A 26,873-nucleotide genomic window follows, 5' to 3' on the forward strand; every position below is an offset into this window, starting at 1 on the left:
CTCAGGCAAAACGGTATCCACTCTTGCTGAAGGCGGAGCTAGTAGCAGGTTTCTGGCGATGATACGAGGCTTGAAAGCCCCTTCTTTCATGGATTTAGCGCTTCTGACGGCCGAAAACGCCGGAAAATCGGGCGAAGTTCCGATCGGATGCGTGGTGGTCCGCGATTACGAGGTCATCGCCACCGCCGCCAACCGGACCCTGACCGACCATGATCCGACCGCCCATGCCGAGATCATCGCGCTGCGCGAGGCCGCCGCGAAGATCGGCAGCGAGCGCCTGGTCGACTGCGACCTCTACGTGACGCTGGAGCCCTGCACCATGTGTGCGGGCGCGATCTCCTTTGCAAGGATCAGGCGGCTCTATTACGGCGCCGCCGATCCCAAGGGCGGTGCGGTGGAATCCGGCGTGCGCTTCTTTGCCTCGCCGACCTGCCACCACGCGCCGGACGTCTACTCCGGCGTCGGCGAGAGCGAGGCGGCGCGGCTGCTGAAGGAGTTCTTCCGGGAGCGGCGCTAACCCGCGGAGAAGAACTCCCGTAGCGCCTTCGCGGTCGCGTCAGGATTCTCCTCGGTCAGGAAGTGCCCCGAGTCCACCGGCATGCCATCCACATTCGTCGCCCATTGCTTCCACGTGTCCAGCGGCGTCGCGGCGGCCTGGGCGATGCCGGCATTGCCCCACAGCGCCAGCATCGGGATCGTGATCTTCTTGCCGGCCTCGAAATCCGCCTTGTCGAGGTCGTAGTCGAAATAGGCGCCGGCGCGGTAGTCCTCGCACATCGCGTGCACCCGGGCGGGATCGCGGAACGGGGCGAGGTAGTGTTCGAGCGCGCGCGGGTCGATGGCGTCCAGCGTCTTCGACTTGGTCTGGCTCGCCATCTTGAAGCGCAGGAAGAACTCGCCATTGCTCGAAATTAGCGTCTCCGGCAGCGGATAAGGCTGCGCCAGGAAGGTCCAGTGATAGATCTTCAGGGCATAGGCGCGGTTGATCCGCTCCCAGTAATTATAGGTCGGCAGGATATCGAGCACGGCGAGGCGCGACAGCCGGCCGGGATGGTCGAGCGCGAGGCGATAGGAGACGCGGCCGCCGCGGTCGTGGCCGGCGAGCGCGAAATGCACATGGCCGAGACGCTCCATCGCCTCGACCATGGCCTTCGCCATGGCGCGCTTGCTGTAGGGCATGTGCAGCGCATCGCTCGCGGGCATGTCGGACCAGCCGTAGCCCGGCAGGTCGGCGATGATCAGCGTGAAGTGCTCGGCAAGCTCAGGCGCCACCTGGTGCCACATCACATGGGTCTCGGAGAAGCCGTGCAGCAGCAGCAGCGGCGGGCCCTTGCCGCCGACGCGGGCGAAGATGCGGCCGAAGGCGGTATCGATCCATTCGGCGGCAAAGCCCGGATAGAGGTCGGCGAGATCGGACATCTTCTTGCATCCTTGTTGGTCGGTCGCGGGGCCGCTCGACAAACAAAACGTCGAAAACAACCCCATGCACAGTAGCGGTATTATTTGCGGGAGCTGCTAACCCCAACAGAGCGTTACATATTCTGGAATGCGGATGTGGCGGGGTGGTGACACAAACCGCGATATCCTCGCTCGGCGCGCTTTGCGCGCCGTCCGCGATGACGCGCTAGTTTTTGGCCTTCTCGGCCTCCACCGCCTGCCAGCCGATGTCGCGGCGGCAGAAGCCCTCGGGCCAATCGATGCGGTCGACGGCCTGGTAGGCGCGCCCCTGCGCCTCGGTCACGGTCTTGCCGAGCGCGCAGACATTGAGCACGCGGCCGCCATTGGCGAGGATCGCTCCGTCCTTGGCCACCGTGCCGGCGTGGAAGATCTCGACATTGTCGACCTTGGCGGCCTCCTCGAGCCCGCCAATGCGGGTGCCCTTCTGGTAGTCGCCGGGATAGCCCTTCGCCGCCATCACCACGGTGAGCGCGGATTCCGGATACCAGCGCAGATCGAAATGCTTCAGCTCCCCGTCGCAGGCGGCGAGCAGCGCCGGCACGATGTCGCTCATCATGCGCAGCATCAAGACCTGGCACTCGGGATCGCCGAAGCGGACGTTGAACTCGAACAGTTTTGGGCCCTGCGTCGTCAGCATGATGCCGGCATAGAGCACGCCGCGGAACGGCGTGCCGCGCTGCTTCATGCCCGCGACCGTCGGCAGGATGATTTTGGCCATGATCGCGTCGTGGACGGCAGGCGTCACCAGCGGCGTCGGCGAATAGGCGCCCATGCCGCCGGTGTTCGGGCCGACGTCGTGGTCGAACACGCGCTTGTGGTCCTGCGCGGAGGCCAGCGGAATGGCGGTCTCGCCGTCGCACAGCGCGAAAAAGCTGATCTCGCGGCCCGGCAGAAACTCCTCGATCACGACCTCAGCGCCGGCCTCGCCGAAGGCGCCCTCGAACATCATGGCGATGGCATCCTCGGCCTCGCGCACGGTTTTCGCGACGACGACGCCCTTGCCGGCGGCGAGGCCGTCGGCCTTGACCACGATCGGCGCGCCCTGGCTCTGCACATAGGCACGCGCCTCGTCGGCGTTGGTGAATCGCTTGTAGGCGCCGGTCGGAATGCCGAACTCGGTGCACAGCGCCTTGGTGAACCCCTTGGAGCTTTCGAGCTGGGCCGCGACCTTGCTCGGCCCGAACGCCTTGATGCCTTCAGCGGTGAGATCGTCGACGATGCCGGCCGCCAGCGGCGTCTCCGGCCCGACCACCACGAGCTCGACCGCGTTCTTCTTGCAGAAATCGATCACCGCGGCATGGTCGGCGACATCGAGCGCCACGCATTCCGCCTCCTTCGCGATGCCGGCATTGCCCGGCGCGCACCAGAATTTGGTCACCAGGGGCGAGGCCGCGATCTTCCACGCCAGAGCATGTTCGCGGCCGCCGGAACCGAGCAGGAGAATGTGCATATAGGGCTCGAAATGAGGGGTTTTGCTGGGGGCGGAGGTCGCACGAATCGGGGTGGGGCTCAAGGGGGTCGGAGCGAACTCCCCGTCATGCCGCGGGGACACCGTAGAGCACTAGCCCGGAATTCGAGGAGCGGTGCCATGCGTAGAACGGTTCGCGGCTTTGAGCGAGCTTGCGTGCTTTGAGAGCAAAGCGCAACATTAGGTTTAAATCACGCTCGAGATTATTCTTGTCGTCATTTCACTTTGGAGGGATTTATGACGAAAGTTCTTTCATTCGATGATGCGATGCAATCAGTTTCTGGCCTTTCCAAAAGGCACCTTCTACTTGGGAACGGTTTTAGCATTTCCCTAAAGCCCGACATTTTTTCCTATGGCGCCCTGTTCGATAGCGCAGACTTCAATTCGAAGCCTCACATCAAGGACCTCTTCAAAAATTTGAAGACGCAAGACTTCGAGATTGTAATCAAACATCTGCAAGATGCGGCCACTGTCTTAGATGCATACGGCCGCACTGATCCTGCATTGGCGAAGGACTTCAGGGATGATGCGGCGTCGATCAAGGATGCCTTAGTCAAAGCAATCGCAAAGAGACATCCCGATCGTCCTTTCGACATCAAGCCTGAGCAGTATGTCGCATGCAGGAAGTTCTTGTCGCGATTCGATCATATTTTCACGCTGAACTACGACGTGCTCCTTTATTGGACAATGATGCAGAGCGACGTTGACCGATTGACATTCCGGCACGACGACGGCTTTAGGCATCCGGAGGACGATCCGGGTGCCCCGTGGGTATCTTGGCAGCAGGGAAACGCGGCGACAGTATCTTACCTACACGGCGCTCTTCACGTCTTTGATGCGGGCTCCGAGATCACCAAATACACGTGGTCCAAAACCGATAAACCAATAGTCGATCAGATCAGAGCTTCGCTAGATGAAGAAAAGTACCCCCTCTTCGTCGCCGAAGGAACGAGTGCCACAAAGCTGGAACGCATACTGCACAACGCCTACCTTCACAAGGCGCTTAGGAGTTTCGAGGGATGTCAAGCAGCGACCGCGGCTATCGTCATTTTCGGTCACTCGCTTGCAGACAATGATCGCCACGTTTTGAAGTGTATCGCCAAGGGCAACTGCCCGTATCTGCTTGTGAGCCTATATGGCGATCCATCATCGGAGACGAACAAGAACATTATTGCGGCAGCGAATGCTCTTGCCGAGGAACGCGGTCCGGCGGGCGGAAGAAAGAAGGCTCTCGAAGTGCGCTTTTACGACGCAGCGACTGTTAAGCTGTGGGGCTAATTTGTCTGCAATTACGTGACAGTGCTCCAAAGCTAAAGCATCGTTCGACATGGTTTAGTGCACTATCACGGTGATCCCGGTCGCGCCCGCGTCAACGAGCAATCGGCCATATGTTCTTCTCAGGCCGCACGGTTGGCAACGCAAATCACTGATGCCGGCGGGCTTGATGGCATCACGCACCCATCCGTTGAGCCAGTCGACATTTGGATCAGAACGGTGTGCCTCTGGCCCAGGATCGCAGTCTGCCTAGCGGGGTCTCTGCCCCTACAACCCCAGGAGCACCGCGAGCACAGCGGAGGACGTGCAGCACGCGATCACATCGAGCACACCGGAAAGTAACTAACCCTTTGTAATTGCTTCAATATGGAATCCATTGCGTGCTGTTTCGCGCAATTCAATAGGATCATTATCCTTGAAACCGTGCATTTCGGATGCCTCAATATGTCTCTCAGGCACTTGAGTTGAGCTAGATCATCGGGCCTATCCTATCGTTGTGGAAATCCGGCTCGGCGGCGAAAGTGCTGGGAACCGCGATGGACAGGAGAATTGGCGATGGCAAACGGACGGCAGGCGACGGCCAAGCGCATGAAGATGGCCGAGCGCGCGCAGCAATTGATGAACCTGCATTTCCCGAATATCGATCCTTCCTTCATATGGCATCGCAAGACCAACGATGGTTTCACGACGATTCCCCGGACGCTTCCCATCGTGATGAACGCCATCGACGCTCAATCGAAGGGCCAGCCCGCCGGGCACGCGCTTTTCTGCCTTTGGGCTCGCTCTCCGGATAACCCCGTCATTACGATCGAGAACCCGGCAACATTCGCCGGTGAAGCCGGCTTCATCGGTGAGCGCGCCACGGACACTTGGCGAAAGCGTATGAAGCGCCTGCGTGAACTCACGATGATCATGACCAAGCCAGGTGCGTCCGGCGAGTTTCACTACGTTATGCTCCTGAATCCGAACGCTGGGTTGGAGTGGATGCGAAACCATGGCTTGGTTCAAGACGGCATCTATGGCCGCTTCATCGAACGTCTAATGGAGGTTGGCGCCTACGGTGAAATCGAAGCTGTCCATCAGTGCTGGGCCAATCATCAGGCCGCGCAAACGGCGGCCGCCGCTGCGGCTCAGGCTGCATCTCCTCAGTCCGCTGCCCCAGCAGAGACTACGGCGACCTAAGTATGGAGGAGGCAAAATGACGAGGTATCCTCTCAGTAAGATACAACTACAGCGGGATTGAATTTCAGACACCCGAAAGAGGTTGCTTTCTGTGATGTTCTGGAAGATTCCGGGCATCCCAGTTTGAACCCGAGGAGGTGAGGTTCGAAATCCCTAGGTGTTATAGGACTCAGAGACACACCACCTCCTGCAATATGGTGCAAACGAATGTGGCGCCGAGAGTTGACGATTAACTCGTTGGAATCGTGAGTGGTACAGCGCCTGTACCGTTCAACAATAGATAGCTGGATTCCTTTGGCATCTTCTAGCTACAAGCGCTTCAGCGAACTTTTCGTGACTATTCGGAGTTGCAATTAGCAGGTGAGTAGTGGAATGCTTATTGTAACGGAGCACTAAAACCGTACGTTTTTATAACCTTGCTGAAGCTACAGTAGCGGTAGAGTCGGAAACTAAATCAGGGATGGCAGCTCTAGGGAGCGTGCCACTTGGGAGCGGGTAGACAAACCCGCACACGGTTCTGAAAATGAGCAGAAGAACTAATACGCCACCTAAGTCGGTGAAGGGCAACCTGCGTCCAAAATCGACCGGAGTGGTGTCCGATATTCTCGGACACACCAGCTCTATGGTCTCGGATCTTGGGAAAGATCGCACGGTTATCCTGATTGCTTGGGCTGTTGCGAGTGCAAGCTCGTTAACAACAGGCTGGTTAGGACTGCTTTCGGTACAAATAGTCTTCGGGTTGATCCTATTCGTATTTAGGAAAACAGGTTTGATTAGCGACTAAATCACTCAAAGGTCGCGCGTCGGTGACCATGTAGAAAATGAATTCTTCGGGTAAGCATCTGAAATAAAACAAGAAATCAACATATGGGAAGCCCGTGGGATGGGTGAGCCCTTGCGAAACCCATCGCACTTGTTTCGTGATAAGAAGATCGCATCATGACCGCGTACCGCCGCAACTTCGTTTCGGGGGATGCTTTTTCTTAACCGTCAATCTGGTGGAGCGCGGACTAGCGTTACTGACGGAGCATGTCGAATTGTTGCGGAGTCTTACTTTTTCTCAAAGCGTCCGAAAGCTGACCGATCGGCGCCATCCGCGGTTTGTCGTCACTTGCAGTCGGATGACGGAGAGTGGGAGTAGGAAAGCGATGGGTCTTGCTCGCCTCTCAACTTGGGCAATGGATGTATCGGATGCCAGCCACACTGGCACGATCCGAAAGAGCGGGCGATGATCGATATTTACCGGATCAGGTTTCCCAAAGAACGATTGCGAGAACTGACGACAGAAGAACGATCATTGTTCTTCTTACTCGGTTATGCTGCCAATCAGATTGCTATTTTCAAGAAGCTCACTGTCTTCGCAACCAATGTCAGTACATCTTCAGACGTGCAGGCTACGGTCGAAGGCGCCCAGAGCCAGATTCTCGTGCGGCATCTTGTAGGCGTTGTTGCGGAGAGTTGGGAATTGATCGACAAACGCTTCCTCAACAAGCCGATCGGGAAGGAATACCGTGCGTCGCGGCTCGGGCCTATGGGTCTCGATGCTATCGCCACGCTTCAGAAGCAGTTTGGCTCCTCGAACATCCTCAATAACATTCGCAATCAGTACGCCTTCCATCATCCGTACAATTCGGAGATCGATACGGCGTTCGCGGCCGCTTCCGCGAACCCGGAGTTCGACAACGAGTGGAACTGGTATTTGGCCAAGGAGAATATCAACTGCTTCTATTTTATCTCCGACATGGTTGTGGTGCACGGCCTTCTTAAGGCGATCGGTGAAAACGACTTTGTGGAAGCGCAAAAGAAGATGCACCAGCAGCTAAACCTCGCATCAGATGCAATCATCAAATTTGCACAGGCATTTTTCGACGCCCTCTTAAGCAAGTATTTTTCGCCCGAGATCATTGCCGAGGTCGTCGAAATGGTTTCGGACGCACCAGTCGCGTTTGATGTAGCTTTGCCTTTTTATGTTGAGCCGCCGGACGAGAGTCTCCTAACGCCGGAAGGAACATTGAAATATCCCGGCTCGGATGCTTCCGGGTTCCGGTGACAGATATGGACTGCACCCCTGAAGTGAGACACGATAATTACAGTGACAGGCATTTCGAGGATGACCTGTGGCAGGACGAGGAAAGAAGCGTCAGTTTCCGACGGCGTACAAATTGAAGGCGATCAAGCGGGTTGAGCGGGGCGAAGGCGTCCTCCCTGTGGCCCGCGAGCTTGGGATCTCCCGCAAGATTCTCCATGACTGGATCAAGGCCTGGAAGGCCGATGGCCCGGATGGTTTGAGCCGGAAGCGAGGACCTAAGCCCGGCCCCCGCAAGCTCAAGCCGTTGGCGACATACGACGACAAACGCTCCGCCCTCGCGCGCGCGAATGCCCGCATCGCCGAGCTCGAACGGCTGGTGGGCCGCCAGCAGATGGACCTCGATTTTTTTCGGCAAGCCTTGCGCGCATTGGAGCGGCCGGCAGCGCAAGGCAAGCCCGCAACCGCATCATCGAAGTCATCCAAGCCATGACATCGGAGGCAACCGATGCTCACGCCGACGTGCACCGCCTTTGCCATCTGGCGGGCCTGCCGCATTTACGGTGACAGTGCACTGAACTCCAAGCATCAGTGAGTTTAGTGCACTGTCACCGTAATACCAGTTTGATTACGTGGGAGCGCCGCCTGTGCGTTTTTCGGGCGCGGGCGGTTGAGGGACGCGCGGTTTGCGTAAACGCCGGTAATCGGCCAGCAGGGCGTTTACCGGGGCAGCGAGCAAGTAGCGGCAGCTCAGGTAAGGAAGTCTCGACGACTGCACCCTCATGAGGTCGGCTCAATGGACCGTAGCGGACGTGATGTGCTTAGCCTGAGTTCTTCGCATTTTGCGCCTACACCTCAGTGCCGCCCCAAGGACAAGGCCCAGATTACATGGTGGGCAGCAAAGCCAGGTCATGTTATATTATACGCTACCACTTAAGATGGGTCAGGCTGAGCATGACAAGGCAACTGTCCTTGGGACTGAGCGGCGAAGATGTCAAACACCTTCAAAACGCTCTGAATACGATAGCCCAGTTTAAGCAGCCCAAATTCGACACTGCGAACGCGCTTCTCAAGACAGATGGAATCTTCGGAGTTAGGACGAAGGCGCGGGTTGTCGAATTTCAGTCACGCAATAACGTTGTCGGTGACGGCATTGTTGGCTCGATCACCATGAACTTGATCAACATAGCAATGGATGTGATCAAGAAACTCCCCGCCCCACCTCCGCCCTTCGGGATATACAAGCGCATGTTCGCAATAATTTACGCGCGCATGTTCCATGACAAAATCACGTCGGACGGGCGAATAGCCACCAAAACCGGATATCCCAAAGCAGTAAATGGTGTGAACATAACACCCGGTCTTCCATTCAGCCAGATCGGCGCTATAGCTGGAGAGGAAGATTGTACTCACTTTATCTCTTGCTGCATCGGACGGCCGCCGGCCATGAAGGTCACGGGGGCTAGCATTGAGGGCGGCGGCCTACCACTACAGACAGCCCCGCACGTTAAGCAAGCTGGCGCCTATGGTCGAGACACGGTACCTGAAATGGTGCCGCATCTAGTTTCTGCGAAGCTGGCAACAGTGGTGGGGCCCCGGTTTCAGCCTAGAGATTTGCCACTTACAAGACATAATATTCTGACGAAACTTCAACCCGGCGATCTCATCGCATACGCCTCGAAAGACAAGCCCGCCAACTATGAGCATCTAGTAATTTTGGTCGGCCCGACTGCTATCGCTTGCCATACACGTTCTAGATTTGGGCCGGAGTTTGATACCATTGGTTTTCCTTGGGTGACTTTGCTCCGGCTTCCATAGTCTATGTCCGGTGCCGTGGACGGCTGTGCCAGAAATCGCCTCATTACCGTGACAGTGCACTAATTCCCAAGCCAGTGCAGTTGATACTATTTAGTGTAATTCCGTGAAAACAAACTTGTTCGCAACGAGTGCAATCAACACGCCGTAGCCAGCGAATATCAGGCCCTTCCAGCGAACCGTCCAGTTGTGGCTCATTGCCGTTCCCTTTTGAAGTTGGACAGCAACGCCACGAAGAAGTCGGCCCATCTGTGCGCAGCCTCACTCGAGATCGCATTCTGAAAACAATGCTCCCGCGCAAGCATCGCCGGTCCGGGGATGTTAGTTGCCAGGAGAAATACAGGCGAAAGCGGTCAGTTCCGTGCATTTCGATGGGTTTCGCAAGGGCTCAACCCATCCTACGAGCCGTCATTCCGGGGCGCGCGCAGCGCGAATTATGGTGCGCAATTGCGCACCTGAGAATCCATTGGGCCGCAGCGTCGGCGGTGGAATGGATTCCGGGCTCGCGCCCAAGAGGGCGCGCCCCGGAATGACGGCGGAGGCTGGCGCGCCGCGCTGAAAATCCTTAACGTCGGGCCTGACCCCAAAAACCCCGAATCGTTTGCTCAATGCCGCCTGCGGAACAACTGCACAACGCGCCCGAATTCACCGTCTCCGAGCTCTCCCAGTCCCTGAAGCGGACGGTCGAGGACACCTATGGCCATGTCCGGGTCCGCGGCGAGATTTCGGGCTTCCGCGGCGCCCATTCCTCCGGCCATTGCTATTTCGCGCTCAAGGACGAGAGCGCCAAGATCGAGGCGGTGATCTGGAAGGGCGTGCACTCCCGCATGCGCTTCAAGCCCCAGGAGGGGCTCGAGGTCATCGCCACCGGCAAGCTCACGACCTATCCGGGCTCCTCGAAATACCAGATCGTGATCGAGGCGCTGGAGCCGGCCGGCATCGGCGCGCTGATGGCGCTGATGGAGGAGCGCAAGAAGAAGCTCGCGGCCGAAGGCCTGTTCGACGAGGCGCGCAAGCAGCTGCTGCCCTGGCTGCCGGAGGTGATCGGCGTCGTGACCTCGCCGACCGGCGCCGTGATCCGCGACATCCTGCATCGGCTGGAGGACCGCTTCCCCCGCCGCGTGCTGGTGTGGCCGGTCAAGGTGCAGGGCGACGGCTCGGCCGAGCAGGTCGCGGCCGCGATCCGCGGCTTCAACGCGCTGCCGGAGGGCGGCAAGATTCCGCGCCCCGACGTCCTGATCGTCGCGCGCGGCGGCGGCTCGCTGGAGGATCTCTGGTCGTTCAACGAGGAGATCGTGGTGCGGGCAGCAGCCGAGAGCATGATCCCGCTGATCTCGGCGGTGGGGCACGAGACCGACATCACGCTGATCGACTTCGTCGCCGACAAGCGCGCGCCCACGCCGACGGCGGCGGCCGAGATGGCGGTGCCGGTGCGCAGTGAATTGTTCGTCGAGGTCGCCGATCTCGGCCGCCGCACCCGCGCCTATTGGCAGCGCGCCCAGGAGAGCCGCCGCAGCGAGCTTCGTGCCGCCGCGCGCGCATTGCCGGCGGCCGGCGATCTGCTGGCGATCCCGCGGCAGCGGCTGGATTCGGCAGGCGCCTCCCTGCCCCGCTGCCTCAAGGCCAACACGCATGCGCATTTCCGCAGGTTCACCGCCGCCAGCTCAAAGCTGACGCTGCGGGTGCTGCACGGCCAGATATCGCAGGCGGATCATCGCCTCACCGTGTGCGGCGAGCGGCTTGGTCTCTCCGCGCGCTCGCTGCTGCGGCGGCGGCGTGACCGCTTTGCCGGGCTGGAGGTGCGCCTGCGCGCCTCCAAGCTCTCCAACGCGCAGGCGCAGCGCAACGCGATTGCGCGCCAGCGCGAGCGCACCCATCGCCTGGCCGAGCGCGCGGGGCGCGCGCTTGCGACGCTGCTGCACCGGCTCGACACAAGGGTCGAGAACAGCGGCAAGCTGCTGTCGGCGCTGTCCTACCGCAGCGTGCTCGCGCGCGGCTTTGCACTGGTGCGCGATGAGGCCGGCCACCCCCTGCATGCGGCGGACGCGATCGGTCCCGGCGCGCGCGTCGAGATCGAGTTCGCCGATGGCCGCGTCGGCGCGACGGCGGATGCGGATCGCGCGGACCCCGCGGGAACGCGCGCGCCGCCGCAACCCAAGCCGGCCGCGCAGGAGACCAAGCCGGCGCCGAAGCGCGTGGCCAAGAAGATGGATCAGGGCAGCCTGTTCTGACAAGCGACCAACGAGCGCTCTCTCATCTCGTCATTGCGAGGAGCCCTTGCGACGAAGCAATCCAGAATCCCTCCGCGGAGAGATTCTGGATTGCTTCGCTGCGCTCGCAATGACGGCGTGTGTGGAGACGGCGTGCCCTACCTACACGACAATCCCGCGTCGATCGTGGTCCAGAAGCCGCAATGTTCCGGCGCCAGCATTGGCGCGCCGGCGCGGGCTTCGAACAGGAAGATCGCGACGGTGAAGACGATCAGGGCGGAGGCGAAAAGGACGATGCGGTTGCGCATGTGAGATCGGTTTAACCGCCATCGTGGTCGAATGATGGCACGGTCGCAGCCGAAACCGGCGCGGCATGGGCCCGTAGATTCCCGGTCGGCCATACTCCGTGCAGGGCGGTGGTCGATGCGGGGCTGCCCGCCCAATTTGTTCCTCGGGCGGCCCCGCCTTCGCTCTACCGAGCTACGGCGCGGCAGGCCCGCTCATCCGCCTCACCGCGCCAGCCACTGCGCGACGTCCTTCTGCGAGGCCGCGCGGGCCTCGGCGTCCGTATGCTCGGCTGCTGCGTGCAGCTGCGTGCCGGCGGCGCGGTCGAAATCGTGATCGGCGCCGGGATAGACCACGATGCGCGCGAGCGCGCTGCGGCCGCGCGCGCCGTCCACCATCTGGCGGCAGGCCGGCGGCGAGGACACGTCGTCATCGGCGCCGATCAGCACCAGCGTCGGCACCCGCGTGCTCCACCCCAGACCCGCCGAGATCCGGCAATCCGGATAGAACGCGATCGCGGCGCGGAAATCCGGAGTGAGATCGCGCGCTGCGCTCTGCGGGCGCACGGCCCAGAGCAGCGCGCTTGCGCCGTTGGCCCAGCCGATCAGGCTGACGCGGTCGTGCGCCACCCAGGCCTGCTTCATCAGCCAGGCGCGCGAGGCCGCGATATCGGCGACGCGCTCGCGCCGCGCTTTGACATGCATCTCCCTGACGCGGCATTGCGGCCCGAGCTCGCGCGAGCCGTAGCTGTCCGGCAGCAGCACGGCATTGCCGGCCTTGAGCAGGCGCTCGGCCCAATCCCGATAGCGCGGCAGCACGGGATCGGAATGGCCGCCGAGGCCGCCGCAGCCATGCAGCGCAATCACGGTCGGAAACGGCCCAGCGCCCTCGGGCTTGTAGAGCTGCGCATGGAGGACCCCGGACGCGAGCGGAATATCGACCGGCTGCGGCGCCGGCGCGGCATGCGCGGCCGATACCAGCAGCGCCAGGAACAGGGCGGTCAGTCGAAAGCGCATCGGACTCTGCCGGAGAAGATGCCGGAACCAGCGATCCTTCGCTCGAAACCTTATCACGCAGAAACGGCGGTAAAACATCACGAACCGGTGGGTTTGACGGGCGGACAAGCCACCCTATCTATGCTACATCCAAGCCAACACATCGTGCCCTCCAGGGTTCTTCCTGGGAGGGGCCTTCCACGGAGACTTTCGACCGTGCTGAACAAGTTCGGCCCCTCGGGCCATAGCGAAGCGCAGGTGCAGTATCTCGACGGCGATTTCCGCGTGATCTCGCCGGGGACTTTCGTGCGCTGCGCGATCACCGACACGCGGATCCCGCTCGACGAGCTGAAGTACTGGAGCGTGGATCTGCAGGAGGCCTACGCCACACCCGTCGCGGTGCTGCAGCGGCATTTCCCCGGCGCGCTGAAGCCGCAGCCGTAAGGCCCTTGGCGCGCGGCTATCGCTGCGCCGTGCCATCCGACGAGCCTGCGCAGGTCTTGATGAAATCCTTCCGGGCCTCTCCGACGATTTTCTGATCGATCGCCTGCTTCAGACAATCGACACGCGCCTGCGCCATGCAGAGCTGCAGCTGGTCGCGCCTGTCCTGCCCCTTCAGGCTTTGCGTCGTAGCCAGGCACGCGACCCGCTTGGTGGCGGGAACCGGCACCGTCGCTGCTGGAGCAGCGGACGGCGTCGTCTGCGCAGCAAACACAGGCGCAATGATCAGACACACAAGGCTGGCGGCGACAGTCGCAGACGGAAATTTCATCGCATTCTCCCGATCGCCCGAACCGATAGAAGTCTTGCGATGAATGCCGCCTGAATGACCTGCGGGACCGAGAAGACCCAGCACGGGGATGAGTGCTTCGCGTCCCGACGATGTTTGCGTGCCTGATCTCGCAGCCGTGATCTCCGTGCCGCTCCGAGTTGCATCGAACAGTTGCGTGCACTCCACGGCGAGTCATTTCGCGCTGTGGTGGATTCTTCGTTGCCGTTCGGCGCCCTTGAGTTGTTTGACGAAGTCTCGGCGAAACAGAGCGCTGCTAAAGTGCATGTTAGGTAATCAGCGCTGTTCCTTTTTCGCACAGGCGATCAGATCAAACCGAACAGCGCTCAAGCTTCGGAATTGGCACAGTCTGTGAACGGGCTCATACCGAAGAGCCATCTGGCGGGCTATGATCATCCCGAAAATTCGCGGTGGAATATCTGTAAATTGAGAGTCAAACGATGGGGGTGATCATGCCCGCCATATTGGACCTGCTCTATCGTGAATATTGCCGCGCCCGTCTCGCCGAGATGCGTAAACAGCTTTTGATCGCGGCTAAACGCTCCGAAACTCTCGAAGCGGATCATCATCCTGCGAAGCAGGGCGACGATGAGGGAGCGGACGCACACCGCAAGACCGGTCAGGGCATGCCGAACTGAAGCGGCCCAAGACCGGCGATCACTCCCGCATGGCAGGTGCAGTAGGGTGGGTTAGCTGGGCAGATGTGCGAAGCGCATCTGCTCAGTGTAACCCACCATGGATCGGCGAATGCGGGACGAAGTCGGTGGGTTACGCCCTGCGACTTCGCTTCGCGCAGTCGCAGAGCTAACCCACCCTACGGGACCGACGAGATCAGCGCCTGGAAAATCTGCGCTCGCGCGCCCTGTAGAGATGATCGCTGATCAATTGCCGCAGCTTTGCCGGCTCGTCGAACTCGAGCTGAACGGCGAATGGCACGATGCCCTCGGGCACGTCCGCGCGGCCGCGCAGGCGTGCAAGGTCTTTCTCTGTTGTCACCAGCGTGAGCTGCTCGCGCTGCGCGTCCGCTGCGAGCGCCGCGATCTCGCCTTCCGAAAACGAGTGGTGGTCGGCGAAGGCGCGCGTGCGCGCGACCGCGATGCCGCTGGCGTGCAGCGTGCGAAAGAAGCGCTCGGGGTCGCCGATGCCGGCGAACGCGAAGACCCGCTTGCCGGTCAGCTGCACGAGCGAGGCCGCAGCCGGCTTCAGGCGTGCCCGCAGCTCCGGCTTGTCGCGCTTGGCAAGCTCGGCCGCGACATCGTTGGCGGCACGGCCATCGCCGATCAGCACCAGCGCGTCGGTGCGCGCGAGCTGCGCCTGCAACGGCGCGCGCAGGGGGCCCGCGGGAAACACCTGGCCGTTGCCGAGGCCGCGCTCGCTGTCGATCACGATCAGCGACGCGTCCTTGAACAGACCAGGATTCTGGAAACCGTCATCCATCAGGATCACGGTGGCGCCCTGCGATTTCGCCAGCGCGACGCCGTCGAGGCGGTCGCGCGCGACTGCGACCGGGACGTCGCGCGCCATCATCAGGGGCTCGTCGCCGACGTCGGCCGCGGCATGACGGGCGCGGTCGACCATCACCGGGCCCTTCAGGTGCCCGCCATAGCCGCGGCTGAGCACGACAGGCGTCTCGCCGAGCTCGCGAAGCAGCTTCGTCAGCGCCAGCACGGTCGGCGTCTTGCCGGCGCCGCCGACATGATAGTTGCCGACGCAGATCACGGGAATGCCGGCGTCCACGCCGTCGCGCTGCATGCGCCATGCGGTGACGGCGCCGTAGAGCGCACCCAGCGGAAGGAGGACATGCGATAGCGGGGAATGTGGCCGGTACCAGAAGGCCGGCTCACGCATTCGCGGCCCCCATCTCGATCCGCAACTGCAGCAGATACGGCTCGAGCGCGGTCATGGTGCGATCGAGCGCACCGCCGAGCTGCTCGACCACGCCTGAGCCGGCGCGTTGCATCTTGTCGCGCACCATCGGCTCGGCCAGGAGCAGGCCGAGCTGCTTGACCAGCGCCTCCTGCGTATCGGCCTGGCGCGCTCCGCCGCTGCCGTCGAGCGCTCCATAGACGTCGGCGAAGTTGAAGACGTGCGGACCGTGGACGATCGCCGCGCCGAGCTTGATCGCCTCGATCGGATTCTGGCCGCCATGGGAGATCAGCGATCCGCCCATGAACACGATCGGCGAGAGACGGTAGAACAGGCCGAGCTCGCCCATGGTGTCGGCAACGTAGACGTCGGTCGTGGCCGTCGGCAGTTCCTCGCGCGAGCGCAAGCCGGGCTTCATGCCGGAGGACGTGACCAGGCCTGCGATCGCGGAGCCGCGATCCGGATGCCGCGGCACGATCACGGTGAGAAGCTGCGGGAAGAAACCGGAGAGGCTGCGATGCGCGGCGATCAGCATCTCGTCCTCGCCCGGATGGGTCGAGGCCGCCACGATGATCGGACGCCCGCGCGTCATCGCCATCAGCCGTTCGAGCTTTGCGGGATCGGCCGGCGGCGCCGGCACGTCCAGCTTGAGATTGCCCGTGGTGACGACGTCGCGGCCGCCGAGCGCGGAAAAGCGCTCGGCATCGGTCTTCGACTGCGCAAGACAAATGTCGAACCGCGACAGCAGCGCCGAGATGGTGCCGTGCATGCGCCGCCAGCGCGGGAAGGAGCGCGGCGACATCCGTCCGTTGATCAGCACCATCGGCACCCGGCGCGCCGCGCCGGCGAGGATCAGGTTCGGCCACAGGTCGGATTCGATGAACAGCGCCAGCGACGGCTTCCAGTGATCGAAGAAGCGCGCGACATAGCGCGGAGAGTCGTACGGTACGTATTGATGGATCACGTCAGGCGGAAAGCGCTTTGCCGCCACCGCCGCCGAGGTGACAGTGCCCGAGGTGAGCAGGATGCGCAGATTGAGATCGCGCAGGCGCCCGACCAGCGCCGCGGCGGCTAGCACCTCGCCGACGCTGGCGCCGTGGATCCAGACCAGCGGGCCATGCGGCCGCACGTCGCGGGACAGCCCCCGCCGCTCGCCGACGCGCGCGGGATCCTCCTTACCCTGCTTCAACCGCCGCTTGATCAGTGCAGGCGCAAGCGGCACCAGGCCGGAGGCCAGGCGCCGATACATCCGCAGCGTGATCGGCAACGCAATAGGCAGCGACTTAGGCATCTTCCGGTCCCGGACGGCCGAGTTGGGCGTAGGCGCGGCGGGTCGCTTCGTTCAACGTGTCTTCCAGCTCCTGCCGCAACGCTTCCATCGCGGCGGCGTCGGCATCTGCGGGAACGTGGATTTCCTTGATGCCGACCAATGCGCCGCGCCCGAACGGCAGATTGATGGTGGTGCGGTCCCAGTTCTTGAGCCGGACGAAGCGGCTGGTCGCCATCGCGAAAGGCATGATCGGCCGTCCCGATTCCCGTGCCAGCATGATAATGCCGAGCCCCGCCACGCGCGAGCGCTTGGGGACGTCGGCAGTCAACGCGACATTACAACCGCCTTGGAGCGTCCGCACCATTTCCTTGAAGGCGCCCACACCCCCCTTGCGATGGAACGCCCCGCCGTGGTCGCCGGAGCCGCGGATGGTGCCGATGCCGAGCCGTTCGGCCGTAATCGCATTGAACTCGCCGTCGCGATGGCGCGAGATCAGGACCTTGGCCCGATAGGAGGCCTTGTCCTGATTCTTGATGAAGGGCGTCAGGAAATGCTGGCCGTGCCAGAACGCGAAGATCGCGGGGAGCTGCGGCTCGACGCGTCCATAGACGTCCGAGGGATCCAACGTGAATTTGTTGGTCCGCCAGACCAGACGCAGATATTCGGCCGCCAGGACCCCGACGGCACGCTGAAACCAGCTGCTTCGCAGCGTATTGCGAAGCAGTCTTTTCAACGCGCCGGTTCTTGATTCGGGTCGAGCAGCCGGTGGAGATGGACGATGAAATAGCGCATCTGTGCGTTGTCGACCGTGCTCTGCGCCTTGGCCCGCCAGGCGGCGTGGGCGGCGGCGTAGTTCGGATAGAGGCCGACGATGTCGACGTCGTCCAGATTCTTGAAGACGTTGTGCTCGAGATCGACGAGTTCGCCGCCGATGACGAGGTGGAGCAGTTGTTGCGGGGCACTATCTGGCATGAGTTCTGTTCCTAGCGGGCTGCCCGGCAAAGCAGTGTCCGACAAGCACGACGAAGCGCTTCAGGCCAAGGGACGGTTGCGAAAATGCGCGACAATGCCCGCATGACGATCGCGTCCCGCTGCCACCAGCACTCCGTGCGCCACTTCCCGGCGGTTATAGAGGATGGGTTCTCCGGAGAGGTCGCTCATCCTACCATCCGCTTCCTGCACGATCAAATCGGCCGCCGCAAGGTCCCAATCATGGCTGCTGCCCCCCGCAAAAGCCGCATCCAGCGCGCCATGGGCCACCCGGCACAGCCGCAGCGCCAGCGAGCCGATTCGCCGATGCAGCTTGATCTCGCCGAGTGACGGCTTCAGCCGCTCGACCAGGGGCTTCGGGCCGGCGACGCGGGCGAAGTCGAGCTCGGATCCGGACGTCGCCCGCACCGGCTTGTCGTTGAGCGTCGTGCCCTGGCCGCGCACCGCGAAGAAGAACTCGTCGCTCGCTGGTGCAAACACCGCGGCGAGAACGGGCGAGGCGTCCTCCACCAGCGCCACGCTGACGCACCACTCGTCATGACCGCCCAGATAATTGCGCGTGCCGTCGATGGGATCGACGATCCATGTCAGCCGCCGCGACAGCCGTGCCGCATCGTCGGCGCTCTCCTCCGACAGCCAGCCATAGTCGGGTGTCGCCGCACGCAGGCGCGCCTCGAGGAGATCGTTGACCGCGATGTCGGCCTCCGACACCGGGGAGGACGCGCCCTTGGTCCACTTCCGCAGCTCGGTGCGAAACATCGACTGCGCGAGCGCGCCCGCTTCCCGCACCGTGGCCTTCAGCAGCGCCGCGTCGCGGGCCAGAATGGTTTCGCCCAGAGAGTGCGCGTCAGCGTCCGCCAAGCGTCAAACCCTCGATGCGCACCGTCGGCGCATTGATGCCGTAGCGGAATTCGAGATTGTTCGCGGGCTGTATCGACTTGAAGATCTCGAACAGATGCCCGGCGATCGTGACTTCGCTGACGGGATAGGTGATCTCGCCGTTCTCGATCCAGAAACCGGAGGCGCCGCGGCTGTAATCGCCGGTGACGCCGTTGACGCCGGAGCCGATCAGATCGGTGACGTAGAAGCCCTGTTTGATATCCGAGATCAATTCAGCAGGAGTCGGCGTTCCGGGCTCGAGATGCAGATTGTACGGCCCGGGCGACGGCGAGGAGGAGACGCCGCGATGGGCATGGCCGGTGGTGGCGAGGCCGAGCTCGCGCGCGGTGGCGCAATCGAGCAGCCAGGTCGTCAGCACGCCGTCGTCGACCAGCGCGGTCCTCTTCACCGCGACGCCCTCGGCATCGAAGGTCTGCGAGCGCAGGCCGCGCTTGCGCAAGGGATCGTCGATGATGCGGATGTTCTTGGCGAAGAGCTGCTGGCCGAGCCTGTCCTTCAGGAAGCTGGTCTTGCGCGCGATCGAGGCGCCGTTGATGGCGCCGACGAGGTGGCCGACCAGCGAGCCCGCGACGCGCGGATCGAACACGACCGGCACCTTGCAGGTCTCGACCTTGCGCGGATTGTAGCGCGCCACGGTGCGCTCTCCGGCGGAACGGCCGACCGTCTCCGGCGACAACAGATCGGCGCCGTGCGGCGCCGAGGTGAAGTCGTAATCGCGCTCCATGCCGGTGCCTTCGCCCGATATGGCGGTGGCGGAAATGCCCTGGCTGGAGCGGAGGTAAGAGCCGTGGAAGCCGGTCGAAGTCACGAGCACCATGCCGCCGATGCCGGCGGAAGCCGAGGCGCCGCCGGACTTGGTCACACCCTTCACGCCGAGCGCCGCAGCTTCGGCCGCGAGCGCGCGGCGCTCGAGCTCGGCGGTCGCCGGCACATCGGGATCGAGCAGGTCGAGATCGGGGAAATCGCGCGCGAGCAGGGCGGGATCGGCGAGGCCGACATATTTGTCGTCGGGCGCCACGCGCGCCATCGCGACCGCGCGTTCGGCAAGCTTGGTCACGGCATCGCCGCTGACGTCGTTGGTCGAGACCACCGCCTGGCGCTGGCCGACCAGCACCCGCAGGCCGACATCGTCGCCCTCCGACCGCTCGGATTCCTCGACACGGCCGTCGCGGACCTCGACGCCTTGCGAGACGCCGCGCACCGCGACCGCATCGGCCGCATCCGCACCGGCGCGCCTCGCCGCCTCGACCAGCCGCTGCGCGAGATCGGAGAGCGCGGACTGATCGAACAGGTCGCGATGGGTGGTCGTCGAGCTTGGTGAAGAGTTCACAAACGAAATCCTGTTGGGGCGGGGTTCGGGACCGGAACCCACAGATGTGCCCTGACGGCGCGGACTTCAAGCATTTTCAGCCTGCCAAAAGCTCAGATTCGCAACTTCGGCGCAACGTCTCGTCAATCATGCGCGCCAAGGTCTTGTCAATCATGAGCAGCGGTGACGGTGGGTTAACCAGGCTTTTTAAGCGGTTTCGGAAAGGGCCGCGCTAAGGTCCTCGCATCGACCGGGAACATAATCCCGGCGGGGAGAACTAAAGCCGTGAGGCGTCAAACAGCAACATGCGGGATCACTCCCGCCGGGTCGAGCCGCTCCTTGCGGCTCGACCCCCTTTCCCTTCCGGTCCGCTTCGATGCGCATGACCCGCGCGCCGACGGACATGTCAGGCAGATCGAGCTTCATCGCGAGCGTGTCGTGCTGCGCCGTGCCGTCCGCGGCATGCAGATGGCGATCAACGTGCGCGTTGCCGACTTCACCGGCGTCGCTTTGCGCGGCAATGACGAAGTGCAGACGCTCGTCCTCGTGCATCGCGATCCCTCGCTGTCCATTCCGCTGCTGGTCGGCGCCGATGCCGACGAGATCGCGCAAGCCTGGGCGATCTGGAGCGAGCTCTTCGCGCTACCGCAGCTCGACGAAGGCGCCCGCAAGCCCGCGCCGCGCCGTCGCCGCGCCAACGCGATCCGCGCCCGCCGCCCGAAATTCCTGATGCGCCGGCGCATGGGTATTGCGCGGGAGCTGCCCGTTCATCGCGAAGAACGCGAGATCATTGCGAGGAATTGAAGGTGCCGTAGGGTGGGTTAGCCGTAGGCGTAACCCACCAACTTCTGTCCGCATGGAAAGCGAAGAGGTGGATTACGCTTCGCTAATCCACCCTACGAGACCTACGCGGCTCGCATCACCGCGTCGACCAGCAATCCCGCAAAAAGCAGCAGGCCAGCATCCCTGTTCGACTTGAACAGGCGCAGACACAGTCCGGGATCCTCGATCTTCAGGCGCACGATCTGCGAGGCCAGATGCAGGGCGAAGGCCACGAGCCCGACCCAGGCCGGCCAGCGCACATCGGCGGAAGCCAGCGCGATGCCGATCAACATCACCGCGAGCCCGTAGAACAGGATCAGCGCCTGGTGCGTGTGCGCGCCGAACAGGCGCGCGGTCGACTTGATGCCGATCAGCGCGTCGTCCTCGGCATCCTGATGCGCGTAGATCGTGTCATAACCGATCACCCAGGAAATCGCGCCGGCATAGAGCACGAGCGCGGTGACGTCGATGTGTCCGAACGTGACGACAAATCCCATCAAGGCGCCCCATGAGAAGGCAAGCCCGAGCACGATCTGCGGCCACCAGGTGATGCGCTTCATGAAGGGATAGATCGAGACGATCAGAAGCGAGGCGATGCCGGTCGCGATCGCGAAGCGGTTGAACTGCAGCAGCACCAGGAGGCCGATCAGCGCCTGCGCGACCATGAAGGCCAGCGCCTGCTTGGTGGTCACCTGCCCTGACGGCAACGGCCGCGAGCGCGTGCGCTCAACCTTGTCGTCGAGATCGCGATCGGTGATGTCGTTCCACGTGCAACCTGCCCCGCGCATCACGAAGGCGCCGATGAAGAACAGCACGATGGTGAGCGGCAGGCCGCGGACGTCATGCGCCATGCCGGCGGCGAGCGCCGCCGACCACCAGCATGGCATCAGGAGAAGCCAGGAGCCGATCGGACGGTCGAAGCGGGACAGGCGCAGGTAAGGCCGCGCCCAATGCGGCGCGAGCGTATCGACCCAGTTGCCGGTGGAATCGGCAACGCGGGCGGATGTGCCAGTGCCCAGTTTTCGAAGTTCGTATTCCATCGCGGCGTGTTCCGGTACGAACTTCGAAAACTACAAGGGCACTAGCAGGAAAACTATAATTCACGTGCCGCTTATCGATTTGAAGTTCCTATGAGGATCTCGCGGCAAGCACCGTAGGAACTTCAAATCGGCGACAGGTGTATCATCGGGTCAGGACGTTGCCGTTGAGCGTATCGAAGGTGCTGCCGCCCTTCTTGCCGGCATTGACCTCGGGCGCAGAGCCCGAACCGAGTACCTCGCTCAGGGACGGGCCGGCCGGACGCGCCTGTTGCTGCTGCATCTGCAGCGCGACGTTGCAGACCTTCGCCGCCATCGCCTCTGTGTTCTTGTGACCGTCCTTCATCTGCGCGCCGACCTGCGGCGGGATTCCGCATTTGGCGGCGTGGGTCTCGATGTACTTGATCATCTTGGTCTCGGCCTGGCTGAAATTGCGGATCAGCTTGCAGGCCTCGTCCGGCGGCGCGTGACGGTCGCTCGCCGCCTTGATCAGCTTGCCGCGCTTCTCGGCTTCTTCGCGCAGGGGCATGAACGCCTTCATGCAGTCCTCGCCGGGACCGGCTTGCGTCGGCGGAGCCGCGCTGAAGGCGCCGGCACCGCCGACCGGGGCGGCGCCGTTCACCGGAAACGACGATTGCGGCGTCGTGCCGACGGAGGCGACGGGTGCCGAGCCGTTCACGGGCGGAAAGGGGGAGCTGGTAGCAGCCTGGCCGGGCAGCGGCGCCGGGAAGGCGCTTTGCGCTTGGGCGCCCGCGGCACCCATGGCGACCATGGCGGCAGTGATCGGAACCATCAGACGACGGATCATGAAGGCAGTCTCTCCGGCAGGAGCTTACGGGGGCGGCGTCTTCCCAATTGAAGCGCGACCAGCGTGTTCGCTTTTCTACGATTCCCGCCGGCCCTTAACAACCCGTGGAATAGGGCAAGAGCGCGGCGCTGGGACGCACCAATCCGGCGATATTTACCCCCAAAACTACTGGTTTCGGTTAAGAACGGCGGCAAATCGGACCTCTGACGATGCCCTCCCACGATTTTCGCGCTCCCCGCCTGTTCGTCGATGCCGCCCTCGTCCAGGACGCCAGGGTGTCGCTCGACCGCGACCAGAGCAACTATCTCGGCAACGTGCTGCGCCTTGCCGCCGGGGCCGAAGTCCTGGCCTTCAACGGCCGTGACGGCGAGTGGCAGGCGGCGATCGAAGGCCGCAAGCGGCCGGATGGCCTCGTGATCCTCCAGCAGACCCGGCCCCAGGACCGACTACCCGACCTCACTTACGTCTTCGCGCCGCTCAAGCATGCCCGGCTGGATTACATGGTGCAGAAGGCGATCGAGATGGGCGCCGCCGCCCTGCAGCCGGTCCTGACACGGTTTACCCAGGCCTCCCGGGTCAATACTGAGAGGATGCGCGCCAATGTGGTCGAGGCGGCCGAGCAATGCGGCATCCTCAGCATCGCCACCGTTGCCGAGCCGGTGCCGCTGGAGCGTTTCTTGAGCCAGCGCGCCGCGGGCCGGTTGCTGATCTTCTGCGATGAGGCGGCGGAGGTCCAGGACCCCGTTCAGAGCCTGCAAGACAGCCGTGAGGCCGGCGGAGGTATTGACGTGCTGATCGGCCCCGAAGGTGGCTTCGCCGAGGAGGAACGGGCACTGCTGCTGCGGCAGCCCAAGATCCTGCGGCTGGCCCTCGGCCCCCGGATCATGCGAGCCGACACCGCCGCGGTGGCGGCCCTGGCGCTGGTGCAGGCGGTGCTGGGCGACTGGGGCGGTGGAGGCGGCTAGATCGTTTCCCGCATCGCGCGGTGCAGGGTCTCGGACGGCAGCTCCCCGAAGGCCGCCCTGTAACTCGCCGCGAACTCGCTCAGGTGCCAGAAGCCGTGCGCAATTGCGCAGGCCTTCACACTGCGCCGCCCAGGACCGATGCGCAGCTGCTTGCGCACCGACCAGAGCCGCAGGACCCGGCTGTAGCGATGCGGGCTCATGCCGCAAATGGCCTGTGTCGCGCTCTGGAGAGTCCGGACGGACACGCCCACCTGCGCGGCCAGTTCGGGCGTCCTGGGCCAGACCGTCGGGTCTTGCCGGATCAATCTTTCCATGTCCGCGACGATCCGCCGATAGCCATCCGTGGCGGACGATGCAGGTCCGCCGCTCGCGCTGGTGCGCAGCGCAGCGTCCATCGTGCTGAGCAGGGACTGCTCGACGGCGGTCAGCGACATCGGCTCGTTCAGGAAGTCCGGGTCATGTGCCGCGATTTCCAGCGTGACGGAGATCAGGCGGCGCAGCGAGGCAAAAACGTCCGACGGCGGGTTCACCAGGCGATAGCCGTCGCCCAGTTGCGCCCAGGGTTCGCGCTGCGGCGGACTGAGATACACGACTGCCATCAGCCGGCCCTCCGGCTCATAGACCAGGCAATCGGAGCTGCCCGTCAGAACGACGATGGAACGGCCCATTGGTTGCCCGTTAATGCGGGCCGAGGTCACGTGATCCATCGGCACCACGACGGCGGCGGCATCCGTCAATTGATAGCCGCGAACGATCCTCGGGAAGGTTTTCACCAGAGAGAGGGTCAGGGTCGGCAGGCTGAGCCGAGCCCGCATGATTGCCGTCGCCCCGACCGACAACGGCATGCTGGAAGCGCCGGCATATCTCTCGGTCTCGCCGAAATGGTCGATGTCATACGCCATGAGCTCGAGGGCCGACGATGGCTTGAGCTCCTGGAAGGACATCAAGCGGTCCGTCGCCAGCTCTCGCGCTCCCTCGCGCGCCGTATCGAGATGGCCTTGATCCATATCGTGTCGCTTACCTTGCCTTCTTTGCGGACGCCGCGCCCCTGGAGGCGCGCAGATCATCCGGCCCGCTGATGCCGGCACGCCTGAGATCGCGAAGCAGCTTCGCGAGCAACAGCATGTTCGTCTTCTGCAGTTCGTGGTTGTTTCCAAACCTGAATGCGTTCTGCTCGGTCACGATGAGTCCGGCCTTCGTCTCGGCGAGAATCTTCCGCCTCTTCAGTCCCGTCACGCGACGGCGAACCGTCTCCAGGGGCAGGCTGAGGAAGCGGGAGAGTGCGGCACGAGAGACCCCCTGCTTGATCACGTCCGGCTCGACGGCATGAATGCTGGAGAATTTCTCGTCCAACGCCGGATCGTTCATCACGTGGATGACATTGGCGTTCAGGACCGCATGAATGATCAGAAGGTCCAGCGGATCGAATTCGTCGTAGTGCCGGAACAACTCGCTCATCGAGAACAGCATATAGGCTAGCGTGTGCCGCGAGACCGTCCGGATAATATCTGAAGCATTGCGCATGAATCGAAAACCAACATTCATCTTGTAAACGATGGTTACGGCGAACGGACCATCGGCCATACCCAAAATGAGTATGCGACGACTTGCCAGCCGTCCCTAGTTTCTCATTGTGACGCCGGCCTGCTGCGGCATCTGAACATCGTTGTCGACGAGACCTTCGATGTGCCTGCCGGACCCTGGCCGCCAGGACTTCATTGCGCGAGCGCGCATCCAACAGTTTCGACGATGCCGGCGCCGCCGGGGTGGCGATCGCGATGGAAGACATGGCAATGAATGACGATGTTGTGCCCGAGGCGCGAGCATGCGAGTCGCTGCGGCTCATCAAGGCGTTTCTCCGCCTCACGGACCCCGGCAGAAGGGGAAGGGTCCTCGACCTGGCGGAGCAACTCGCGGAAGACGCGGGGGCCGCGACGGCGGGGTCGATCGTTGCCGCGACCGAGGCATCGTTCGTGGAATCAGCCCCATGCCCCCGGCCCAACCGAATGAAGCCGAACGCCCTCGTTCGGCGCGTCCCGCGACGAAACGTGATCCATCGGCATTCGGTATCAAATTACCTGGTCGATGCCACTTTCTACACCCTGCCAACGGGGCCGGCGTCGCGCCAAACTCGTTAAGCGATTGATCCTTTGGAGGTCGAAACCGCTTTCGGGCCATGCTAAGGGCTGCGCCAACTCCCATTCCTTCCCAGCCCTGCCCGGTTCCACCGGGCCGATGGACCCTGAGATGACCGCGACTGCCACCTCAAATGCTGCCGGCTCCGCCGCCTGGGCGGATACGCTGCTCTTGTCGTTCGCGCAGGCCGGTTACGTCAGGGCCGAGCCCGCCATCCTGCAACCGGCCGAGCCGTTCCTGGATCTGTCCGGCGAGGACATCCGCAAGAGCCTGTACCTCACCACGGACCTTTCCGGCGAGGAGCTCTGCCTGCGCCCGGACCTGACGATACCCGTCGCGCGCGACTATCTCGCCTCGACCCGCGCCGGCCAGCCGGCCGGGTTCAGCTACCTCGGTCCGGTGTTTCGTTACCGTAGCGGCCAGGCCAGCGAATTCCTGCAAGCCGGCATCGAATCGTTCGGCCGCCAGGACCGCGCCGCGGCCGATGCCGAGATGCTGGCCCTGGCGCTGGAGGCGACCGCCGCCTTCGGCGTCCGCGATGTCGAGATCCGCACCGGCGATGTCGCGCTGTTCAATGCTCTGCTGGACGCACTCAACCTCTATCCGGTCTGGCGCCGCCGCCTGGTCAAGGATTTCAACCGCAAGATCAGCCTGGAGCAGGATCTGGAGCGGCTGGCAGCCGCCAGCACCGCGACGCGCAGCGAATACGAGGGCGTGCTGGCCGCCCTCGCCGGCTCCGACCGCAAGGCGGCACTCGCCTTCGTCACCGATCTGATGTCGATCGCCGGCACCACCAATGTCGGCGGACGCACCACGGCCGAGATCGCCGATCGCTTCCTCGAGCAATCGACGCTGAAGGGCGGCGCGCTGCCGCGCGAGGCGATCGCCGTGCTCAAGCGCTTCCTGTCGATATCAGGCAATCCCGACGACGCCATCGCCGAGCTGCGCGCACTCACGACCGACGCGAAGCTCGATCTCGCCCCGGCGATCGATCAGTTCGAGAGCCGCGTCGGCTTCATGGCGGCGCGCGGCATCGAGGTGAAGCAGACCCGCTTCTCTACGGCGTTCGGGCGCGGCCTCGACTATTACACCGGCTTCGAATTCGAGCTGCATCACCGGGGCAACGGCGCCGAGCCGCTGGTCGCCGGCGGCCGCTATGACGGGCTGATGACCCAGCTTGGATCGCGCGAGCCCATCCCCGCGGTCGGCTTCTCGGTCTGGGTGGACGCGCTGAACCGGATCGCCCGCAAGGTGGGAGCTTAAGTC

The 26,873-nt window shown here is 63.0% G+C and carries 28 protein-coding genes; 13 read left to right on the forward strand and 15 right to left on the reverse strand.

From position 1 onward, the window contains the following. Positions 1-58: 58 nt before the first annotated feature. Positions 59-517 (forward strand): nucleoside deaminase, encoded by a 459-nt coding sequence (locus tag IVB23_RS16355; RefSeq protein WP_131869425.1) that lies wholly within the window; start codon positions 59-61, stop codon positions 515-517. Here IVB23_RS16355 and IVB23_RS16360 read toward each other — a convergent pair. Both IVB23_RS16360 and purD read right to left on the reverse strand, forming a co-directional pair. After that, complete coding sequence (locus tag IVB23_RS16360; protein WP_247804247.1) at positions 514-1,419, reverse strand: alpha/beta hydrolase; 906 nt, start codon at positions 1,417-1,419, stop codon at positions 514-516. The two genes, IVB23_RS16355 and IVB23_RS16360, sit on opposite strands and share 4 nt — an antisense overlap. 205 nt (positions 1,420-1,624) lie before the next feature. Continuing rightward, positions 1,625-2,908, reverse strand: a complete 1,284-nt coding sequence (gene purD, locus IVB23_RS16365) for a phosphoribosylamine--glycine ligase (protein ID WP_247804248.1) — start codon at positions 2,906-2,908, stop codon at positions 1,625-1,627. 255 nt (positions 2,909-3,163) lie between these two features. Here purD and IVB23_RS16370 point away from each other — a divergent pair, with 255 nt between their 5' ends. The 6 genes from IVB23_RS16370 to xseA all read left to right on the forward strand — a co-directional run bounded on the left by IVB23_RS16370 (position 3,164) and on the right by xseA (position 11,455). Continuing rightward, positions 3,164-4,204: a DUF4917 family protein gene (locus IVB23_RS16370; RefSeq protein ID WP_247804249.1), complete on the forward strand. Its 1,041-nt coding sequence runs from the start codon at positions 3,164-3,166 to the stop codon at positions 4,202-4,204. Positions 4,205-4,756: 552 nt separating this feature from the next. After that, positions 4,757-5,383, forward strand: coding sequence for a hypothetical protein (locus IVB23_RS16375; RefSeq protein ID WP_247804251.1), 627 nt, complete (start codon positions 4,757-4,759; stop codon positions 5,381-5,383). A 1,228-nt stretch (positions 5,384-6,611) separates the two neighbouring features. Then, positions 6,612-7,433: a hypothetical protein gene (locus IVB23_RS16380; protein ID WP_247804252.1), complete on the forward strand. Its 822-nt coding sequence runs from the start codon at positions 6,612-6,614 to the stop codon at positions 7,431-7,433. Between the two features lie 112 nt (positions 7,434-7,545). After that, positions 7,546-7,902, forward strand: a complete 357-nt coding sequence (locus IVB23_RS16385; RefSeq protein WP_247804253.1) for a helix-turn-helix domain-containing protein — start codon at positions 7,546-7,548, stop codon at positions 7,900-7,902. Positions 7,903-8,363: 461 nt separating this feature from the next. Beyond that, the gene (locus tag IVB23_RS16390) at positions 8,364-9,227 is read left to right on the forward strand and encodes a peptidoglycan-binding protein (RefSeq protein ID WP_247804255.1); all 864 of its coding nucleotides are present in this window, start codon (positions 8,364-8,366) and stop codon (positions 9,225-9,227) included. Between the two features lie 605 nt (positions 9,228-9,832). Continuing rightward, the gene (gene xseA / locus IVB23_RS16395) at positions 9,833-11,455 is read left to right on the forward strand and encodes an exodeoxyribonuclease VII large subunit (protein ID WP_247804257.1); all 1,623 of its coding nucleotides are present in this window, start codon (positions 9,833-9,835) and stop codon (positions 11,453-11,455) included. Positions 11,456-11,592: 137 nt separating this feature from the next. Here the strand turns inward: xseA and IVB23_RS16400 are convergent, their stop codons facing one another. Beyond that, positions 11,593-11,742, reverse strand: a complete 150-nt coding sequence (locus IVB23_RS16400; RefSeq protein ID WP_162832052.1) for a hypothetical protein — start codon at positions 11,740-11,742, stop codon at positions 11,593-11,595. A gap of 201 nt (positions 11,743-11,943) precedes the next feature. Then, a complete protein-coding gene (locus tag IVB23_RS16405; protein WP_247804258.1) occupies positions 11,944-12,735 on the reverse strand; it encodes a dienelactone hydrolase family protein in 792 nt (263 codons plus the stop codon). A gap of 195 nt (positions 12,736-12,930) precedes the next feature. Here IVB23_RS16405 and IVB23_RS16410 point away from each other — a divergent pair, with 195 nt between their 5' ends. Continuing rightward, positions 12,931-13,158, forward strand: a complete 228-nt coding sequence (locus tag IVB23_RS16410) for a DUF2093 domain-containing protein (protein WP_247804260.1) — start codon at positions 12,931-12,933, stop codon at positions 13,156-13,158. Positions 13,159-13,174: 16 nt separating this feature from the next. Here the strand turns inward: IVB23_RS16410 and IVB23_RS16415 are convergent, their stop codons facing one another. Then, positions 13,175-13,486, reverse strand: a complete 312-nt coding sequence (locus IVB23_RS16415; protein ID WP_247804919.1) for a hypothetical protein — start codon at positions 13,484-13,486, stop codon at positions 13,175-13,177. 458 nt (positions 13,487-13,944) lie between these two features. Here IVB23_RS16415 and IVB23_RS16420 point away from each other — a divergent pair, with 458 nt between their 5' ends. Continuing rightward, positions 13,945-14,142 carry a hypothetical protein gene (locus IVB23_RS16420; RefSeq protein ID WP_061877388.1) on the forward strand — a complete coding sequence of 66 codons (198 nt, stop codon included), beginning with the start codon at positions 13,945-13,947 and terminating at the stop codon, positions 14,140-14,142. Positions 14,143-14,335: 193 nt separating this feature from the next. On the opposite strand, the gene lpxK is transcribed toward IVB23_RS16420, so the two are convergent. The 6 genes from lpxK to IVB23_RS16450 are packed head-to-tail and all read right to left on the reverse strand — an operon-like array spanning position 14,336 to position 19,860. After that, the gene (gene lpxK, locus IVB23_RS16425; protein WP_247804262.1) at positions 14,336-15,352 is read right to left on the reverse strand and encodes a tetraacyldisaccharide 4'-kinase; all 1,017 of its coding nucleotides are present in this window, start codon (positions 15,350-15,352) and stop codon (positions 14,336-14,338) included. After that, positions 15,345-16,661, reverse strand: coding sequence for a 3-deoxy-D-manno-octulosonic acid transferase (locus tag IVB23_RS16430; RefSeq protein ID WP_247804264.1), 1,317 nt, complete (start codon positions 16,659-16,661; stop codon positions 15,345-15,347). Before IVB23_RS16430 ends, lpxK begins: the two co-directional genes overlap by 8 nt. Beyond that, the gene (locus IVB23_RS16435; RefSeq protein ID WP_061877385.1) at positions 16,654-17,373 is read right to left on the reverse strand and encodes a lysophospholipid acyltransferase family protein; all 720 of its coding nucleotides are present in this window, start codon (positions 17,371-17,373) and stop codon (positions 16,654-16,656) included. The genes IVB23_RS16430 and IVB23_RS16435 overlap by 8 nt, the downstream gene beginning before the upstream one ends. Beyond that, positions 17,370-17,612 (reverse strand): DUF4170 domain-containing protein, encoded by a 243-nt coding sequence (locus tag IVB23_RS16440; protein ID WP_061877384.1) that lies wholly within the window; start codon positions 17,610-17,612, stop codon positions 17,370-17,372. The genes IVB23_RS16435 and IVB23_RS16440 overlap by 4 nt, the downstream gene beginning before the upstream one ends. 60 nt (positions 17,613-17,672) lie before the next feature. Beyond that, positions 17,673-18,491, reverse strand: a complete 819-nt coding sequence (locus IVB23_RS16445) for a 3'(2'),5'-bisphosphate nucleotidase CysQ (protein ID WP_247804265.1) — start codon at positions 18,489-18,491, stop codon at positions 17,673-17,675. Further along, a complete protein-coding gene (locus tag IVB23_RS16450) occupies positions 18,478-19,860 on the reverse strand; it encodes a TldD/PmbA family protein (protein ID WP_197968932.1) in 1,383 nt (460 codons plus the stop codon). The genes IVB23_RS16445 and IVB23_RS16450 overlap by 14 nt, the downstream gene beginning before the upstream one ends. Positions 19,861-20,124: 264 nt before the next feature. Here IVB23_RS16450 and IVB23_RS16455 point away from each other — a divergent pair, with 264 nt between their 5' ends. Continuing rightward, positions 20,125-20,643: a DUF6101 family protein gene (locus IVB23_RS16455; protein WP_247804267.1), complete on the forward strand. Its 519-nt coding sequence runs from the start codon at positions 20,125-20,127 to the stop codon at positions 20,641-20,643. Between the two features lie 101 nt (positions 20,644-20,744). Here the strand turns inward: IVB23_RS16455 and ubiA are convergent, their stop codons facing one another. Next, on the reverse strand, positions 20,745-21,701 hold the full coding sequence (ubiA, locus tag IVB23_RS16460; RefSeq protein ID WP_247804268.1) for a 4-hydroxybenzoate octaprenyltransferase: 957 nt from the start codon (positions 21,699-21,701) through the stop codon (positions 20,745-20,747). 142 nt (positions 21,702-21,843) lie between these two features. Beyond that, positions 21,844-22,506 (reverse strand): hypothetical protein, encoded by a 663-nt coding sequence (locus IVB23_RS16465; RefSeq protein ID WP_061877379.1) that lies wholly within the window; start codon positions 22,504-22,506, stop codon positions 21,844-21,846. A 209-nt stretch (positions 22,507-22,715) separates the two neighbouring features. Here IVB23_RS16465 and IVB23_RS16470 point away from each other — a divergent pair, with 209 nt between their 5' ends. After that, positions 22,716-23,471 (forward strand): 16S rRNA (uracil(1498)-N(3))-methyltransferase, encoded by a 756-nt coding sequence (locus IVB23_RS16470; RefSeq protein ID WP_247804269.1) that lies wholly within the window; start codon positions 22,716-22,718, stop codon positions 23,469-23,471. Here IVB23_RS16470 and IVB23_RS16475 read toward each other — a convergent pair. Then, a complete protein-coding gene (locus IVB23_RS16475; protein WP_247804270.1) occupies positions 23,468-24,415 on the reverse strand; it encodes a helix-turn-helix domain-containing protein in 948 nt (315 codons plus the stop codon). The genes IVB23_RS16470 and IVB23_RS16475 overlap by 4 nt on opposite strands. A 73-nt stretch (positions 24,416-24,488) precedes the next feature. Continuing rightward, positions 24,489-24,995 carry a hypothetical protein gene (locus IVB23_RS16480; RefSeq protein WP_061877490.1) on the reverse strand — a complete coding sequence of 169 codons (507 nt, stop codon included), beginning with the start codon at positions 24,993-24,995 and terminating at the stop codon, positions 24,489-24,491. Between the two features lie 194 nt (positions 24,996-25,189). On the opposite strand from IVB23_RS16480, the gene IVB23_RS16485 reads away from it, so the two are divergent. Together IVB23_RS16485 and IVB23_RS16490 are read left to right on the forward strand one after the other, a co-directional pair. Further along, entirely contained in the window at positions 25,190-25,609 is a 420-nt protein-coding gene (locus IVB23_RS16485) for a hypothetical protein (RefSeq protein WP_247804271.1), read from the forward strand. A gap of 109 nt (positions 25,610-25,718) precedes the next feature. Further along, positions 25,719-26,870 (forward strand): ATP phosphoribosyltransferase regulatory subunit, encoded by a 1,152-nt coding sequence (locus IVB23_RS16490; RefSeq protein WP_247804272.1) that lies wholly within the window; start codon positions 25,719-25,721, stop codon positions 26,868-26,870. Positions 26,871-26,873 lie beyond the last annotated feature (3 nt).

Source organism: Bradyrhizobium sp. 191, from assembly GCF_023100985.1.
In the GTDB taxonomy this organism is placed as follows: domain Bacteria; phylum Pseudomonadota; class Alphaproteobacteria; order Rhizobiales; family Xanthobacteraceae; genus Bradyrhizobium; species Bradyrhizobium diversitatis.